Below are 17,371 nucleotides of genomic sequence, written 5' to 3'. Positions count from 1 at the left end.
TTTATTTTGTGATCTTGATCACATATTTTTGATATTAAGCCATTGGAAAATGCTTATAAAACAGAGCATCAAAATTATGCTGATTTGGCAAAATTACGTAATATTCTTTACGATTTGCCGAAAAAAAAAAGAGGAAGTTGCTGGGTTAAAAAGCAATATGGAACAGTTGAAAACCGCAGCTAATCCAAATCAAGCTAAGATTGACAACGCAACTAAATCTTATGAAACAGCTAAAAATGAATTAGTTTCAACTTGGAAAGGCACTGCGGGTTCGGTTTCAGCGGGGAATGAAATAAGAGGCATAACCCGCCAAATTACTGGCGTAGCTGCAGGGACTTATCGAGGACAATCTGCCGTTGCAGCTAGAGTCCGTTATACGCCTAAACCAAATATGGTAATTAGCCTTTCAGGCTCTGCTGATACCAATAACGGTGTGGGTGCTGCAACTGGGGTAAGTTTTGGGTTTTAGCGTATTGAAATAATCCCAAAATAAATAACGGTGATTGTTTTAAACGATCACCGTTAAATTAAAGTGTTTTATAAAAAAGATTTTTGTATTCTAAAAATTAGAATCCGTACCCCACACCAACTTTTGCACCATAGTTATTAACTTTGGTACTATCAAAATTACCTAAACGATTGTACTCAACTCCACCATTTGCGTACCAGTTGCCATCTAACTTATATTTTGCACCTGCTACAACCCCATATCCGAGCTTAATATCAGAAGAACTTTTAAACTTTTGTTCTGCGCGATTGGTGTATTTAAATTGATTAGTCGCTACACGAGCACCAACATAAGGTTGCACTTTAGAATTCGTGTCAAAATCATATAATACTGATGCACCTAAACCTTGAATTTTTGTGCCATCAACTTTTCCATGATGAGTATAATCACCCGCAACACGTGTATTTCCTACTTTATAACCCACGGATACGCGAGGCTCAACTCTTGTATTGTTACTACCGTTTGCTTTAGTTTGAGATAAACCGATATCGCCCTCAGCATAAATATTCGCATTTGCAACAGAAGCAAAGGCAAATGCACCAACAATAACTGCTAATAAAGATTTTTTCATTGGATAACTCCTTTATTTATTGAATAAATTGGAAAAATATATCACAAAAATTATTCTTCATCATCGACAAAAACTAATTTTCCCTTACATTTTTTACACAAATATTCGATGTTTTCTTTCATTATTTTGTTATGCCGACGAATAGTTAGAAAATGGGTTTGGCAAGCACAACGATATTCAAAGGTTTTACCTTGCACGTTTTTTATATCAAATTGATGGCAAGTGTCTGCGGGAAGCTTAAAAATTTCATTCATTACAAGCTGCCACTCTTTCCCGTGTGGTTTTACGCGACCAAACATTTGATACACAATCAAATGTGCAAGCTCATGTGGCACGACTTGTCGAATAAATTCATCCGTATTTTCTTGCAATAAAGTGCGGTTAAATTTTATTTCATTTTTTTGTAGGTAAGCCAAGCCTGCCTTTATGCCACGTAACTCATAATTTACCTCTGGCATTGTAAATTTTCGCTTAAAATAAGCCTCTGCAAGCAGCAAAGACTGATTCAATTTGCGTTGCACTTGCATTTTTAAATGACGAAATGGAATGAGTGATATTGATGTCATCGGTAAAAGCAAAAACCGCTAGATAAGCGGCTTTTATATGATAGAATAACCAGTGGTTGGTCAGGTACGTTATTGCCTGACTGGCGGGTCAGGCAGTAACTCAATCTCGATCAGCTTTGTTTAACAACTCTGAAAGGAGATAGCCTTATGATAAAAATCATCTTAATGATTATTATCGGGTTCTTGTTGCTGTCCTTTAGCTCCCCAGCTTGGTAGCTACCTAAACCAACTAAGGCAACAAGAAACCTTGTTGCCTTTTCAATATAAGCCTTTCAAACTAAAAATTCAAGCCTATTATTTTAAACCTGCCGCAATACGTAAATCTTCTGCGCGATCCACTTTTTCCCAAGGGAATTGTTCACGACCGAAATGGCCATAAGCTGCCGTTTCACGATAGATTGGTTGGATTAAATCTAACATTTTAATTAAGCCATAAGGACGTAAATCAAAAAACTCACGAACTAATGACACTAATAATTCATTCGCAACTTTTCCAGTTCCAAAGGTTTCGACCATGATAGATGTTGGATCAGCCACACCAATCGCATAAGAAAGTTGGATTTCACAACGATCTGCTAAACCAGCTGCCACAATATTTTTTGCGACATAACGTGCAGCATAAGCCGCAGAACGATCTACTTTAGATGGATCTTTTCCTGAGAATGCGCCACCACCATGACGAGCAGCACCACCGTAAGTATCTACGATGATTTTACGGCCAGTTAAACCACAATCCCCCATCGGTCCACCAATAACAAAACGACCAGTCGGGTTAATGAAGAATTTTGTTTCTTTAGAAAGCCATTCACTTGGTAACACAGGTTTGATAATTTCTTCCATCACACCTTCATGTAAATCTTTTTGGCTAACTTCTTCAGAATGTTGAGTAGAAAGCACAACCGCATCCACACCAACAATTTTATTATCTTCATATTTTAACGTGACTTGGCTTTTCGCATCTGGGCGTAACCATGCTAATTTACCGCTTTTACGCACTTCAGCTTGTTTTTCCATTAAACGATGTGCATAAGTAATGGCTGCAGGCATTAATACATCCGTTTCATTGGTGGCATAACCAAACATAATACCTTGGTCGCCTGCGCCTTGATCTAATGGATTTTCACGATCAACGCCTTGATTAATATCTGCAGATTGTTTACCAATCGCATTAAGCACCGCACAAGAATGACCATCAAAACCCATTTCAGAATGTTCATAACCAATATCACAAATCACTTTACGGGTTAAATTCTCAATATCAACCCATGCTGATGTGGTGATTTCCCCACCAACCAATGCCATACCGGTTTTTACGTAAGTTTCACAAGCTACTCGTGCTTTTGGATCTTGTTTTAGGATTTCATCAAGTACTGCATCAGAAATTTGATCGGCAATTTTATCTGGATGCCCTTCAGAGACAGATTCAGATGTAAATAAATAGCTAGACATATTTTCTCTCTTTTTCTTCTAAATTTAGATGTATTGACGTATAGACGGCTATAATACGCATTTTTGCTTAATAAGCAAGCGGTATTATGGGGTAGTTGTGGGATGAATCGCCAACCAATTACGCAAAATTTGCTCGCCAAAATCTGACATATAAGATTCTGGATGAAACTGGACACTATAAATTGGCAAAGATTTATGTTGCATTGCCATCACTACATCTTCATCACAAAGTGCGGTGATTTCTAGGCAATCAGGAAAATCTTCTTTCTGTACAGCCCAAGAATGATATAAGCCGATATTAAATTCAGTTGGAAGATCAAAAAACAATGGAGAATTTGACCGCACTTTTAATGTTCGTTTCTGCCCGTGACGAACATTCTCTAAGTTATACAATGTACCACCAAAAAATTCATATAAGGTTTGATGCCCTAAACACACACCTAAAATAGATTTTTTCTGATGATATTTTTCCAACATGGAAAAAAGTTGTGGATAAGCGCGTGGTACATCGGGTCCTGGCGAAATCAATATATGGCTATAATTTTCCGCTGTATTTTCTTTCAAATCTTCTACGTTTAAAACATCATAAGGCACATTTAATTTTCGAATTAAATCCACCAAGTTAAAAGTAAAAGAATCGTGATTATTAATGATGAGTAATTTCATAACAGTTCGGTATTCGTTATAATCAGGTCATTTTACGCAAAATGGCACAAAGCACAATGCAACATTTTATTGAACAGGCTAATCATTATGGCAAACAACGCACGCCATTTTTCTTTCTTATTGATTTTGAAAAAGAAAAACCACTGATTTGTCCTCTCGAAAATTCTGCACAACAAGGCATTTATTTTGATATTTTAGGCAAAAGAAATTGCACAATTTCTCCACGACCTCTCCCTCTTAATTTTACCAAACATCCAATGCCTTTCTCGCATTATCAACAAGGTTTTGAACTTGTTCAAAGTGAATTACAAAAAGGTAATTCTTATTTATTAAATCTCACCTACCCCACTGAAATGTCAGGTAATCTGTCACTTGAACAAATTTTTCATCAAACCAATGCACCTTATAAATTGTGGTTACAAGATCAATTCGTTTGCTTTTCACCTGAATGTTTTGTCAATATTCATGACAACAATATTTTTACCTATCCCATGAAAGGGACAATTAATGCCACCCTGCCCGATGCAGAAAATCAGTTACTCACAAATGAAAAAGAACAACGCGAACATTACACGATTGTTGATTTGATGCGTAACGATTTATCCATGGTGGCAGAACACATTCAAGTGAAAAAATTTCGTTATATCGATCGCATCAAAACCCAGAAAGGCGAAATACTGCAAACCAGTTCTGAAATTTACGGAAAGTTGAATGAAAACTGGCAAAATCAAATTGGGGATATTTTAGAGAAACTGTTGCCTGCTGGGTCTATTAGTGGCGCACCAAAAGAAAAAACCACACAAATTATTCAACAAGCAGAAAAACAAAAGCGCGGTTATTACACGGGAATTTTTGGCATATTTGATGGCAAAACACTACAAAGTGCGGTGGCAATTCGATTTATTTCTCAAGTAGATGAAAAATGTTATTTTCATAGTGGAGGCGGGATTACCATTCATAGCAATGCACAAGATGAATATGAAGAATTGTTAGAAAAAGTCTATTTACCGATTGAAGGTGTTGATTAATGTATCCTCTATTTGAAACCCTTTGTATTGAAAACGGGAAAATTCAAAATATCGATTTACACCAAATTCGATATGAACGTAGTTTACGTGAATATTATGGTAAAAGTGCGGTGAAAATTTTTAATCTTTTTTCACTCATTCAACTTCCAACGCCTTTACAAAATCAATTAGTTCGCTGCCGCATTGATTACAATGCCGAAACCACACAAATTCAATATTTTGAATACCAACGAAAAATCTACCGCACTTTTCAACCTGTAATTTGTGATGACATTGAATATAGTTTGAAATATTTAGATCGCAGTTTAATTAATACATTATTTGCTCAACGTGGTGCTTGTGATGAAATTATGATTATCAAAAATGGAAAAGTGACAGATTGTTCCATCGGTAATTTAATTTTTCGCCAAGGAAAAAAATGGTACACGCCAGACACGCCATTGCTTTTAGGCACACAACGAGAAAAATTATTACAAGAAGGGAAAATTCAAGAACGCACAATATTCCAAGAAGATATTGTCAATTTTGACGAAATTAAAATCATTAACGCAATGAATGGCTTATAAAAAATAAGCCGACTGATTCAGTCGGCTCTAGTTATCCTATTATTTTTCAGCATTTTTCAATAATTCTGCGTGTGCTTTTTTCTGTTCTTTCATTTTCGTACTCGCTTCACGGCGTTGCTTAGAAAGTTCAGCATTGCGAATTGTATAATCATCCACACGGCTTTCATAATCATCACGCATACTTTCAATAATTCCGCGTACTTCTGCAATAGTCATATCATCACGAATATATTGATTTAAATTATCCAATAACAATATGCGTTTTTGGTTATCGCGAATCTTACGATTATTGTCTTCCATATCTCGTTTAATTCTATTTTTTAAACGATACATACGCACGTATTCCAACACATCTTGAAAAGATTGTTTATTCACAATTTCCATAACAACTCCCTTTAAAATAAATAAAATGACTGTGCCGTAATTTAGCTTTTTTTTAATCAATCGTCAAAATTTACCCTCTATTTTATGAATGATAGAAAGAATTTTTTTGATTTCAGTAAAAAGCATTGATTATCGATTTTTGTAGTGATAAAAAAGACATCATTATTTTCATAAAAAGCAAGGAAATACAATGTCACAAGTCTTTAATTTTAGCGCAGGCCCTGCGATGATTTTCCCAGAAGTGTTGCAAAAAGCACAAAATGAACTTATAAACTGGCTCAATCAAGGTGTTTCTGTAATGGAAGTAAGCCATCGCGGAAAGTATTTTATGGAACTCGTTACCCAAGCGGAAAAAGATCTACGTGAGGTTTACAATATTCCTGATAACTATCGTGCACTTTTCTTACAAGGTGGTGCTCGCGGTCAATTTGCCGCGATTCCGATGAACTTAATCGGTAAAAAAGGCAAAGCCCTTTATTTAAATAGTGGGCATTGGTCAGCTACAGCGGCAAAAGAAGCAAGAAATTTTGCAGAAATTGATGAAATCACTATTGTAGAAAATGGCGAACAGACTCGAATTACCGATCTTGATTTTAGCCATATCGCTGATCAATATGACTACGTTCATTATTGCCCGAATGAAACCATCAGTGGTGTGGAGATTTTTGATGTGCCAAATGTAGGCAATGCCGTATTGGTCGCGGATATGTCTTCAAATATTCTTTCACGTCAAATCGATATCAGTAAATTTGGTGTAATTTATGCTGGTGCGCAAAAAAATCTTGGCCCTGCGGGCATTACATTAGTCATTATTCGTGATGATTTAATCGGTAATGCACGTAAAGAAACTCCCTCTATTTGGAATTATGCCACTCAACGTGATGCAAATTCAATGATCAACACGCCTCCAACTTTTGCGTGGTATTTATGTTCCCTCGTATTTAAACATCTTAAAGAAATAGGCGGCTTAGAAATAATCGAAAAACGTAATGCACTAAAAGCACAAACCCTTTATGATTATATTAATTCGAGCAAACTTTACCGCAATGTAGTAGCAAAAGAAAACCGCTCAACAATGAATGTCACTTTCATCACAGGTAATCCTGAATTAGATGCAAAATTTGTCGCAGAATCTACTTCTGCGGGCTTGCAAGCCTTGAAAGGTCATAAGGTTTTAGGTGGAATGCGCGCATCTATTTATAACGCAATGTCGCAAAATGGTGTTGAGGCACTCATTTCATTTATGAAAAAATTTGAAACTGAAAATCTTCCTCAATAGGAAAAACATTTCCAATGGGCGTATTTACGCCCAAATTTACTAGAAAATTCATACTAATTCATATCAATATTTACAAATAACACTATGCAGTACATCAACATTGCCAATCGTGGCGTAAAATCCTTATCCCCTTATCAAGCAGGCAAACCTATTGAAGAATTAGAACGAGAACTTGGTATTTCCAATATCGTTAAACTTGCCTCAAACGAAAACCCATTTGGTTTTCCAGAAAGTGCAAAAAAAGCAATTTTTGAACAATTAGATAAACTAACTCGTTATCCAGATGCGAATGGCTTTGAACTAAAACAAACTATCGCAAAAAAATTTGGTGTTCAACCAAATCAAATTACGCTCGGAAATGGATCAAATGATTTATTAGAACTTTTTGCTCACACTTTCGCAAGCGAAGGCGATGAAATCATTTATTCACAATATGCCTTTATTGTTTATCCTTTAGTGACTAAAGCGATTAATGCAATTGCAAAAGAAATTCCAGCTAAAAATTGGGGGCACGATTTACAAGGATTTTTAACCGCACTTTCTGATAAAACAAAGCTCATTTACATTGCTAATCCCAATAATCCAACGGGTAATTTTTTAACATCGCAAGAAATTGAAGATTTTTTAGCAAAAGTCCCCGAAAATGTAATCGTGGTATTAGATGAAGCCTACACGGAATTTACCAAAGCTGAAGAACGAGTGGACTCTTTCAGTTTATTAAAAAAATATTCAAATTTAATTATTTCACGCACTCTTTCTAAAGCCTATGGCTTGGCAGGCTTACGCATTGGTTATGCGGTATCTAATCCGGAAATCGCAGATTTATTAAATCGAGTTCGACAACCATTTAACTGTAATTCGTTGGCATTAACCGCTGCTGTTGCCGTAATGAATGACGATAAATTTGTTGAAAAAGTCGCTGAAAATAATCGAATAGAAATGCGACGTTATGAAGACTTTTGTCAAAAAAATCAATTGGATTATATTCCCTCTAAAGGAAATTTTATAACCATTGATTTCAAACAACCTGCCGCACCAATTTATGATGCGTTGTTACGAGAAGGCGTAATCGTTCGCCCAATTGCTGGTTATGGCATGCCGAATCATTTACGTATAAGTATTGGTTTACCTGAAGAAAACGATAAATTTTTCACCGCACTTTCTAAGGTATTAAAGTTTGCTTAATCTATTATTTAATAATGAAAGGGAAACTTATTATATAAAAAACCCGCTTATTGCGGGTTTTATTTTTCCACTGTGATTAAGCGTGCTTTGCTGCCACTTCAGCTAATAAAGTTTGCAATTCGCCTGCTTGATACATTTCTAAAATAATATCACAACCACCAATTAATTCTCCCTCAACCCATAATTGCGGAAAAGTTGGCCAATTTGCATATGTTGGTAATTCAGCGCGAATATCTGGATGTTGCAAAATATCCACATAACCAAAAGGCACTTTGCAGTGCATTAATGCCTCAGATGCACGAGCAGAAAAACCACAAGATGGTAATTTTGGCGAACCTTTCATATAAATAAGAATGGGATTTTCACTAATTTGCTTTTTGATTTTGTCTAAGGTTTCCATAATGTTCCCTATAAATAAACGAGGTAAGCATTTTATCACAAGTTAAAACTTGATTGAAATGCTTGGTTTTATATTCATTTAAAACAAAAGGCCTAAACCGAAGTTTAAGCCTTTTGCTGTATTTAATCTTTCGTTAAACAAATACTAAAATTATTTAGTACCGTTTACCGCGATTTCTACACGACGGTCTGGAGCAAGACAAGCGATAAGCGCTTTACGACCTTTAACTTGGTCACAAGTTGCGCCAGTTACTGGGTTTGCTTTACCGTAGCCAGTTGCAGAGATTGCATCTGCTGCAACACCTTTAGCAACAAAGTAGTTAGCTACCGAATCTGCACGTTCTTGAGAAAGTTTTACGTTGAACGCATCAGAACCAATACGGTCAGTGTAACCAGCAACAGCTACTTTTGCACTTTTAACTTGTGACATTTCGCCATAGATGCTGTCTAATGTTGCTTGTGCTTGAGGTTTTAAGTTTGCTTTACCAAATGCGAAAGTTACATCAGAGTTTAAGCTGAAAGTTTTGCTTACAACTTCAGGTGCTGCTACAACTGGCGCTGCGCCTTGACCAAAACGGTAAGAAATACCTGCATTGATAGAACCAATCCAAGGGTTGTAGTTAAGTGCGGTATTTGGCTTATCTTGAGGGCGGTATTTACCTACGCGAGTTAGCCATTGGTATTCTAAACGAACTGCTAATTCTGGTAATACTGCGTATTCTGCACCTACTGCAAATAAACCAGAGGCACGTGCTCTGTGACTATCGATGTGTTTATTATCGTAGAATTTATAGTCAGAACGAACTAAAGCAACACCTGCTTTACCATAAACATCTAAACCTTCTAACACTTCATAGCTACCTTTTAAGCTTAAGTGAGTACCGTGGTTAGTGTGTTTAGCAACAGTTCTACCTGCTTGGCGACCTTTAGCACGACCGAAATCGTCGTAACCTAATTCAACCGCTAAACCTAAGTTATTTTGATTTAAAATTTGATAACCACCGAATACACCATAAGTGAAAGAATTACGGTGATAACCTACTTTATTTTCACGAGCTAGAGCACGAAGTCCATCGTGAAAAGATGCTTGACCAGCTTTAACGCCAGCGTAGAAAGTGTTTTCTTGTGGAGCTGCTTGAGCTACTGAAGCTGCTGCTAAACCAGCAACTACTAATGCGATTGCAGTTTTTTTCATTTTGATGTCCTCTATTTAGTGATCGAATAGTAATAAAAAAGTGTCCTTGTTTATACTGAACTTTTAATTAAAGTTACATTCTAAACAGTCACTTAACTAGGGTTTTGAATTTGCCCTACTTTATTACCTTTTGACAAATTCAATTCCTTTGCTTATGTTTACCCCAAAGGAACGTTCAAAAGTGTGATCATTATCCTATGAATTTTAAAAAGATCAAATTATTTTGAATTATTTGTTTAGTTTTTATCCAAAATAACACTTTCTTAAACAAACTTTTTACCTTCTCCTCTCTCTTTCCTAATCGACATTATTCTAGCCTTAGGATATTATCAAAGTCTCCATCTGATATGTTTAAATGGGTCAAATACTATGTTGCCAAATCTAAATCGCATTCCTCAAGTTGAACAATATGTACTTGATTATCTTAGTGATCTTCAACGCCAACATTTTGAGGGGGATATTGCAACAAATTATTCGGATAGATTAAGTCTGGCTACGGATAACAGCGTTTACCAACAACTTCCACAAGCGATTCTTTTTCCGAAAAATGTTGCTGATATAGTGCGTATAACCAAATTGGCAAATTTACCAAAATATCAATCAATCAGCTTTACGCCTCGCGGTGGAGGCACTGGCACAAATGGACAATCCATCAATAACAATATAATAGTGGATCTTTCTCGTCATATGACTGCCATTTTAGAACTCAATGTAAAAGAACGTTGGGTTAAAGTACAAGCAGGCGTTGTAAAAGATCAACTTAATCAATTTTTAAAACCACATGGTTTATTCTTTGCTCCAGAGTTATCCACCAGCAATCGAGCGACTTTAGGCGGAATGATTAACACAGATGCCTCGGGGCAAGGTTCATTGCAATACGGTAAAACCTCTAATCATGTTTTGGCATTACGCGCAGTCTTAATAAATGGCGAAATTTTAGATACAAGTGCGGTCAATTCTGTTGATGTTTTAGAAAACATTGATGCACTTGAATTAAGTGAGAGTAGCAAAAGACTCCATCAAACAATCGCACAACACTGTAAAGAAAAAAAAGCGGCTATCATTAAAGATCTGCCACAACTTAACCGTTTTCTAACAGGTTACGATCTGAAAAATGTATTCAATGAAGATGAAAGTGAATTTAATCTCACGAGAATTCTCACTGGTTCTGAAGGTTCTCTCGCATTTATTTGCGAAGCCAAACTCAATCTTCTGCCAATTCCGCAGTATCGCACGCTCATCAATATTAAATATCGTTCTTTTGATGCGGCATTACGCAATGCACCCTTTATGGTGAAAGCCAATGCGCTTTCTGTGGAAACCGTTGATTCCAAAGTCTTAAACCTCGCTAAACAAGATATTATTTGGCACTCTGTGAATGAACTTCTTACAGAAGATGAAAAAGATCCAATTCTTGGTTTAAATATTGTGGAATTTGCTGGTAATAATAAAGAAAAAATAGACCGTCAAGTCACCGCACTTTGTCGCTCACTTGATGAAAAAATCGAACATAACCAAGATCACATTATTGGCTATCAAATTTGTTCTGATTTACCTTCTATCGAGCGTATTTATGCAATGCGAAAAAAAGCAGTGGGCTTACTTGGTAATGCAAAAGGTGTAGCTAAACCGATTCCTTTCGTGGAAGATACTTGTGTCCCCCCAGAAAATCTTGCGGATTACATCAGTGAATTTCGCGCTTTATTAGACCAGCACAATTTACAATACGGCATGTTTGGGCACGTGGATGCTGGTGTGTTACACGTTCGCCCTGCGCTTGATTTATGCGATAAAGAACAAGTGAAATTATTTAAACAAATTTCAGATGAAGTGGCAGAACTTACGATTAAATATGGTGGATTACTTTGGGGAGAGCATGGAAAAGGCGTGCGTTCCCATTACGGCGAAAAATTCTTTACCCCAGAACTCTGGCACGAACTTCGTTATATCAAAACCTTATTCGATCCGAACAATCGCTTAAATCCCGGCAAAATCTGTACGCCTTTGGATTCCAAAGAGGAACTTTATTCTATTCTTTCGCCGATGCGAGCTGATAAGGATCGCCAAATTCCTATCCAAGTGCGTGATGAATTTAAGGGTGCGATGAACTGCAATGGAAACGGCTTATGTTTCAATTTTGATGAACACAGCATTATGTGCCCGTCGATGAAAGTCAGTAAAAACCGTGTATTTTCGCCGAAAGGTCGCGCAGCCATGGTTCGAGAATGGCTTCGATTGATGGCGAATGAAAATGTTTCGCCCGCACAATTAGACTTCCGTAAAACAGAAATAAAACTAACCGCACTTGTAAAAAGACTAAGCAATACAGTTCAAAAATGGCGAGGCGACTATGATTTTTCTCACGAAGTGAAATCTGCAATGGATACTTGCCTTGCTTGTAAAGCCTGTGCGAGTCAATGCCCGATTAAAATCGATGTACCAAGTTTCCGCGCAAAATTCTTTCATTTTTATCATAGCCGCTACTTACGACCGGCAAAAGATCACATTGTGGCAAATTTAGAAATCGCAGCGCCTTATATGGCAAAACAGGCAAAATTCTTTAATTATTTTACCAAGCTAAAAGTCACGCAAACATTAGTGAAAAAAACATTAGGAATGACTGATTTACCGTTACTTTCAGAACCCAATTTGCAACAACAACTGGTGGAAATTCATTATCAAGGCAAATCCTTGGAAGAATTGGAAGACCTAAGTGCGGTAGAAAAAAACGATATTTTATTTATTGTGCAAGATCCTTACACATCTTACTATGATGCGAAAGTGATTCGCGATTTTGTTATGCTTACGCAGAAATTAGGCTTCACACCAATTCTGTTGCCATTTAAACCAAACGGCAAAGCAATGCACATTAAAGGTCTCTTAAAACGCTTTAGCAAAACAGCACAAAACCAAGCCGAGTTTTTAAATCGAATGGCAAAATTAGGCATTCCACTTGTAGGCGTTGATCCAGCCATCGTGCTGTCTTATCGAGATGAATACAAAGAAGTACTACAAGAAAAACGGGGCAATTTTCACGTTCTCACCGCACACGAATGGTTAAAACAAAGATTACAAAATGCGTCATTAAAAGATAAACTGAAAAACATTGCCAAAACTGACCGCACTTCCGATTGGTATTTATTCCCGCATTGTACGGAATCTACCTTTATGCCGAACAGTCCAAAAGAATGGCAAGAAATTTTTGGAAGATTTGGACAACAACTGAATGTAGAAAAAGTAGGATGTTGCGGTATGGCTGGTGTATTTGGACATGAAGTGCAAAATCAAAAAATGAGCCGAGAAATCTACGATGTATCCTGGCATAAAAAACTGCATGAAAAAGATCCGCACTTTTGTTTAGCAACTGGTTATTCTTGCCGCAGTCAGGTAAAACGTTATGAACATGTGGTGTTAAAACACCCTGTTCAAGCCTTACTTGAGATATTTAAATAAAGAATGATAACTTGCCTTCCCCTGCTTGCGGGGGAAGGTGCCCGAAGGGCGGAAGAGGGATATAGGGATATAGGGATATAGGGATATGCGAAATAAAAATAAAAGATTAGCCCAATATGCTACAGAATTAAGACATAATATGACAGATGCAGAGTATGCACTATGGTACCATTTGAGAAATAAACTCTTTTATGGTATCCGTTTTAATAGACAGGTTATTATTGGTCATTACATTGTGGATTTTTGCAGTAGAAAATTAAAACTTGTTATTGAATTAGATGGTATTCAGCACGTAGAACAAGAACAATATGATTTAGAAAGAACAAAATTCTTAACAGCACAAGGCTATAAAGTTATTCGGTTTTGGAATGATGAAGTACTAAAAAACATAGATAATGTACTTGAGGCAATTTATGTTGAAATTGAACATTTATCCCCCCTCAGCCTTCGGCAGCTCCCCCCATAAATGGATGGAGCCAAGATTAGAAGTTATAAAATAAATAATGATAACTTACCTTTCCCTGCTTATTAGAGGTTTTAAAAACTTGCCTTCCCCTGCTTGCGGGGGAAGGTGCCCGAAGGGCGGAAGGGGGATATAGGGATATGCGAAATAAAATTTTGAAATGATGAAATATTAAAAAATATAGATAATGTACCTAAAACAATTTATGTTGAAATTGAACATTTATCCCCCCTCAGCCTTCGGCAGCCCCCATAAATGGGTGGAGCCAAGATAATTGATAATATGGAATAGATTAAATGCTCTGGAAAAAAACTTTTACCCTCAAAAACTTAAATCAACTTTGCTCCAACAGTGCAGTTAGCCATCTTGGCATTGAAATTTCTGCTTTTGGCGAGGATTGGATTGAAGCGACAATGCCAGTGGATCATCGTACTATGCAGCCGTTTGGTGTATTGCATGGCGGGGTTTCGGTTGCTTTAGCTGAAACAATTGGTTCTCTTGCGGGTTCGCTTTGTTTAGAAGAAGGCAAAGCTGCGGTGGGATTGGATATTAACGCCAATCATCTTCGCCCTGTGCGTTCAGGTAAAGTGACTGCGAGAGCCACGCCAATTAATTTAGGCAAAAATATCCAAGTTTGGCAAATTGACATCCGCACAGAAGAGAATAAACTTTGTTGTGTTTCTCGATTAACCCTTTCCGTAATCAATTTATGACAAAATCCGCAAAAATCGGCGTGTTACTTGCCAATCTAGGCACGCCAGATAGCCCAACACCGAAGTCAATTAGCCGCTATTTATGGCAATTTTTAACGGATCCTCGCGTGGTAGATTTACCCCGTTGCAAATGGTATCCACTGCTTAAAGCCATTATTTTGCCATTGCGTTCAAAACGTATCGCCAAAAATTATCAAGCCATTTGGACAGCACAAGGTTCGCCTTTACTTGCCATTTCACGACAACAAAAAGACGCATTACAAGCCTATTTAGATAAGCAAAATATCGATACACAAGTAGAAATTGCCATGACGTACGGCAATCCATCAATGCAAAGTGCGGTGAAAAACTTGCTTAAAAATCAAGTTGAGCGAATTATTGTCTTGCCTCTTTATCCGCAATACTCTAGCTCAACCACGGGTGCAGTATTTGATGCTTTCGCTAATGCCCTTAAAGAAGAACGAGGATTAGTGCCTTTTGATTTCATCCATTCTTATCACGTCGATGAAAATTACATTAATGCCTTAGCAAATTCCATAAAAGTGCGGTTAAAACCTGATGAGTTTTTGTTATTTTCTTATCACGGTATTCCTCTGCGTTATGAAAAAATGGGCGATTATTATCGTGAACATTGTAAACAAACGACTATTGCAGTTGTTAATAAGCTGGGCTTAACAGAAAACCAATGGGGAATGACGTTTCAATCTCGCTTTGGCCGTGAAGAATGGCTGCAACCTTATACCGATAAATTTTTAGAATCTGCTGCAACACAGAACATTCAAAAAATTGCTGTTGTTTGCCCGGGTTTCTCCGTAGATTGTTTAGAAACCATTGAAGAAATTGACAAAGAAAATCGAGAAAATTTCCTAAACAATGGCGGGCAATCTTATCAATATATTCCTGCACTTAATGTAGAGCATGCACATATTGAAATGATGGGAAAATTGATCTTAAAGAAACTTGATTAATAATAGAAATGGTAAAACGTTTCTAAAATCTTCCGCACTTTGCTAAAATCAGCCATTATTTTTTCACAAGGATAAAACATGGCTGATTTTCCTTTTATCGTTGAGATCAACGAACAAAATCTTACTGAAATACTGCAACAATCCTTAGAAAAACCACTTGTCATCAATTTTTACGCACCAACACATAAAGAATCGGCGGATTTTTTGGTGCTACTTGAGCAAGTTGCAGAACAATATCAAGGACAATTTATTCTTGGAAAAGTAGATTGTGAAAAAGAGCAAATGATTGCCGCACAATTCCGCATCCAAGCATTGCCAACCACCTATTTGTTTAAAGAAGCACAGGCATTAGATGCATTTCCAGGCATGCTTGATAAAGCATCATTAATCCAACGATTAAGCATTATTTTACCTAAAGAGGAAGATTTAAAATTCCAACAAGCATTAGATTTCTTGCAAGTAGAAAATTACGAAGCTGCATTGCCATTGTTGAAAGACGCATGGGAACTTTCCGATAAGAAAAACAGTGATGTTGCCCTGCTCTATGCGGAAACCTATATTGCAATGAAGAAAACGGAGCCAGCACAAGAAATTTTAAATCAAATTCCATTGCAAGATCGAGATAGCCGTTGGCACGGATTACAAGCACAAATTGAGCTACAAATTCAAGCAGCCGATACACCTGAAATCCAACAATTACAAGCTGATTATGCTAAAAACCCAACAGCTGAAATTGCAATAAAACTTGCCGTACAACTTCATCAAGCTGGACGAAATGAAGAAGCATTAACACTACTTTTCGGCATTTTAAAAACAGATTTAAGCGTGCAGAATGGCGAAGTTAAACAACAATTTTTATCTATTTTAAGCGCAATGGGCAATGCTGATCCGCTGACAAATAAATTTCGTCGATTACTTTATTCGCTGCTTTATTAAGCAAAAAGTTTATAATCAGTAAAATGCAACTTATTGCATTATATTATTACTTAACTACAAACAAGGATTCTTTATGTCAGATATCAAACACGCAAAACTTTTAATTTTAGGCTCAGGCCCTGCTGGTTATACAGCAGCCATTTATGCAGCACGTGCAAACTTAAAACCTGTATTGGTGACTGGTTTACAACAAGGTGGGCAGCTGACCACTACAGATGAAATTGAGAACTGGCCGGGTGATTTTGAGATGACTACTGGTTCAGGTTTAATGCAACGTATGTTGCAACATGCAGAAAAATTTGAAACAGAAATCGTTTTCGATCATATCAATCGCGTCGATTTATCTTCTCGCCCATTCAAACTTTTTGGCGATGTGCAAAATTTCACTTGTGATGCGTTAATTATCGCAACGGGTGCCTCTGCACGCTATATTGGCTTACCTTCAGAAGAAAACTACAAAGGCCGTGGCGTTTCTGCTTGTGCAACCTGTGATGGTTTCTTTTATCGCAATAAACCAGTCGGTGTAATTGGTGGTGGAAATACAGCGGTGGAAGAAGCGCTTTACTTAGCCAATATTGCAAGTACAGTGCATTTAATCCACCGTCGCGATAGCTTCCGTGCGGAAAAAATCCTTATCGATCGTTTATACAAAAAAGTAGAAGAAGGGAAAATCGTTCTTCATACTGACCGCACTTTAGATGAAGTGTTGGGTGACAACATGGGCGTAACTGGATTACGTTTAGCCAACACAAAAACTGGAGAGAAAGAAGAACTCAAATTAGATGGCTTATTCGTGGCGATTGGTCATTCGCCAAATACGGAAATTTTCCAAGGGCAACTAGAATTGAATAATGGCTATATCGTTGTAAAATCTGGTCTTGAAGGAAATGCAACTGCCACTTCTGTGGAAGGCGTGTTCGCAGCTGGCGATGTCATGGATCACAATTATCGCCAAGCCATTACCTCCGCGGGAACTGGTTGTATGTCAGCATTGGATGCAGAACGCTATTTAGACTCTCAAGAAGCATAAATTCTCTAACTA

General features: G+C 37.2%; 18 protein-coding genes. 11 read left to right on the top strand and 7 right to left on the bottom strand.

The window, feature by feature from the left end; genetic code table 11:
- Positions 1-49 precede the first annotated feature (49 nt).
- On the top strand, positions 50-469 hold the full coding sequence (locus DV356_RS02390) for a YadA C-terminal domain-containing protein (RefSeq protein WP_239994839.1): 420 nt from the start codon (positions 50-52) through the stop codon (positions 467-469).
- A gap of 97 nt (positions 470-566) precedes the next feature.
- Here DV356_RS02390 and DV356_RS02385 read toward each other — a convergent pair whose 3' ends face one another.
- The 4 genes from DV356_RS02385 to DV356_RS02370 form a co-directional block, all read right to left on the bottom strand.
- Positions 567-1,079: an opacity family porin gene (locus DV356_RS02385; RefSeq protein ID WP_005647500.1), complete on the bottom strand. Its 513-nt coding sequence runs from the start codon at positions 1,077-1,079 to the stop codon at positions 567-569.
- Between the two features lie 50 nt (positions 1,080-1,129).
- On the bottom strand, positions 1,130-1,645 hold the full coding sequence (locus DV356_RS02380; RefSeq protein WP_065251621.1) for a SprT family zinc-dependent metalloprotease: 516 nt from the start codon (positions 1,643-1,645) through the stop codon (positions 1,130-1,132).
- Between the two features lie 294 nt (positions 1,646-1,939).
- Positions 1,940-3,094, bottom strand: a complete 1,155-nt coding sequence (gene metK / locus DV356_RS02375) for a methionine adenosyltransferase (RefSeq protein ID WP_005667439.1) — start codon at positions 3,092-3,094, stop codon at positions 1,940-1,942.
- 84 nt (positions 3,095-3,178) lie between these two features.
- Positions 3,179-3,760 (bottom strand): anthranilate synthase component II, encoded by a 582-nt coding sequence (locus DV356_RS02370; RefSeq protein ID WP_065251620.1) that lies wholly within the window; start codon positions 3,758-3,760, stop codon positions 3,179-3,181.
- A gap of 41 nt (positions 3,761-3,801) precedes the next feature.
- Between DV356_RS02370 and DV356_RS02365 the strand changes: the two genes are divergently transcribed.
- Positions 3,802-4,788: an aminodeoxychorismate synthase component I gene (locus DV356_RS02365; protein WP_116940230.1), complete on the top strand. Its 987-nt coding sequence runs from the start codon at positions 3,802-3,804 to the stop codon at positions 4,786-4,788.
- Positions 4,788-5,354, top strand: coding sequence for an aminotransferase class IV family protein (locus tag DV356_RS02360; RefSeq protein ID WP_118806468.1), 567 nt, complete (start codon positions 4,788-4,790; stop codon positions 5,352-5,354). The genes DV356_RS02365 and DV356_RS02360 overlap by 1 nt, the downstream gene beginning before the upstream one ends.
- Before the next feature lie 39 nt (positions 5,355-5,393).
- Here DV356_RS02360 and DV356_RS02355 read toward each other — a convergent pair whose 3' ends face one another.
- Positions 5,394-5,738, bottom strand: coding sequence for a DUF496 family protein (locus DV356_RS02355; RefSeq protein WP_005653635.1), 345 nt, complete (start codon positions 5,736-5,738; stop codon positions 5,394-5,396).
- A gap of 190 nt (positions 5,739-5,928) precedes the next feature.
- Between DV356_RS02355 and serC the strand changes: the two genes are divergently transcribed.
- Together serC and hisC are read left to right on the top strand one after the other, a co-directional pair.
- The gene (gene serC, locus DV356_RS02350) at positions 5,929-7,017 is read left to right on the top strand and encodes a 3-phosphoserine/phosphohydroxythreonine transaminase (protein ID WP_105873224.1); all 1,089 of its coding nucleotides are present in this window, start codon (positions 5,929-5,931) and stop codon (positions 7,015-7,017) included.
- A gap of 84 nt (positions 7,018-7,101) precedes the next feature.
- A complete protein-coding gene (gene hisC / locus DV356_RS02345) occupies positions 7,102-8,202 on the top strand; it encodes a histidinol-phosphate transaminase (RefSeq protein ID WP_112070850.1) in 1,101 nt (366 codons plus the stop codon).
- Positions 8,203-8,278: 76 nt separating this feature from the next.
- Here the strand turns inward: hisC and grxD are convergent, their stop codons facing one another.
- Positions 8,279-8,602, bottom strand: a complete 324-nt coding sequence (gene grxD, locus DV356_RS02340) for a Grx4 family monothiol glutaredoxin (RefSeq protein ID WP_005653629.1) — start codon at positions 8,600-8,602, stop codon at positions 8,279-8,281.
- Positions 8,603-8,752: 150 nt separating this feature from the next.
- The gene (ompA, locus tag DV356_RS02335; protein ID WP_118806467.1) at positions 8,753-9,796 is read right to left on the bottom strand and encodes a porin OmpA; all 1,044 of its coding nucleotides are present in this window, start codon (positions 9,794-9,796) and stop codon (positions 8,753-8,755) included.
- Positions 9,797-10,165: 369 nt separating this feature from the next.
- Here ompA and ydiJ point away from each other — a divergent pair, with 369 nt between their 5' ends.
- The 6 genes from ydiJ to trxB all read left to right on the top strand — a co-directional run bounded on the left by ydiJ (position 10,166) and on the right by trxB (position 17,359).
- Entirely contained in the window at positions 10,166-13,249 is a 3,084-nt protein-coding gene (ydiJ, locus tag DV356_RS02330; protein WP_118806466.1) for a D-2-hydroxyglutarate dehydrogenase YdiJ, read from the top strand.
- Positions 13,250-13,334: 85 nt separating this feature from the next.
- Positions 13,335-13,715, top strand: coding sequence for an endonuclease domain-containing protein (locus tag DV356_RS02325; protein WP_192882147.1), 381 nt, complete (start codon positions 13,335-13,337; stop codon positions 13,713-13,715).
- 293 nt (positions 13,716-14,008) lie between these two features.
- A complete protein-coding gene (locus tag DV356_RS02320; protein WP_118806465.1) occupies positions 14,009-14,425 on the top strand; it encodes a hotdog fold thioesterase in 417 nt (138 codons plus the stop codon).
- A complete protein-coding gene (gene hemH, locus DV356_RS02315; RefSeq protein ID WP_118806464.1) occupies positions 14,422-15,393 on the top strand; it encodes a ferrochelatase in 972 nt (323 codons plus the stop codon). Before DV356_RS02320 ends, hemH begins: the two co-directional genes overlap by 4 nt.
- Before the next feature lie 78 nt (positions 15,394-15,471).
- Positions 15,472-16,329, top strand: a complete 858-nt coding sequence (locus DV356_RS02310) for a co-chaperone YbbN (RefSeq protein ID WP_012054468.1) — start codon at positions 15,472-15,474, stop codon at positions 16,327-16,329.
- Between the two features lie 73 nt (positions 16,330-16,402).
- Positions 16,403-17,359 carry a thioredoxin-disulfide reductase gene (gene trxB, locus DV356_RS02305; protein WP_118806463.1) on the top strand — a complete coding sequence of 319 codons (957 nt, stop codon included), beginning with the start codon at positions 16,403-16,405 and terminating at the stop codon, positions 17,357-17,359.
- The last annotated feature ends 12 nt before the right edge of the window (positions 17,360-17,371 follow it).

It is taken from the genome of Haemophilus influenzae, assembly GCF_003494325.1.
In the GTDB taxonomy this organism is placed as follows: Bacteria; Pseudomonadota; Gammaproteobacteria; order Enterobacterales; family Pasteurellaceae; genus Haemophilus; species Haemophilus influenzae_I.
Note: the sequence above shows the minus strand (reverse complement) of the source record. Positions and strands in the feature narration are given on the sequence as shown.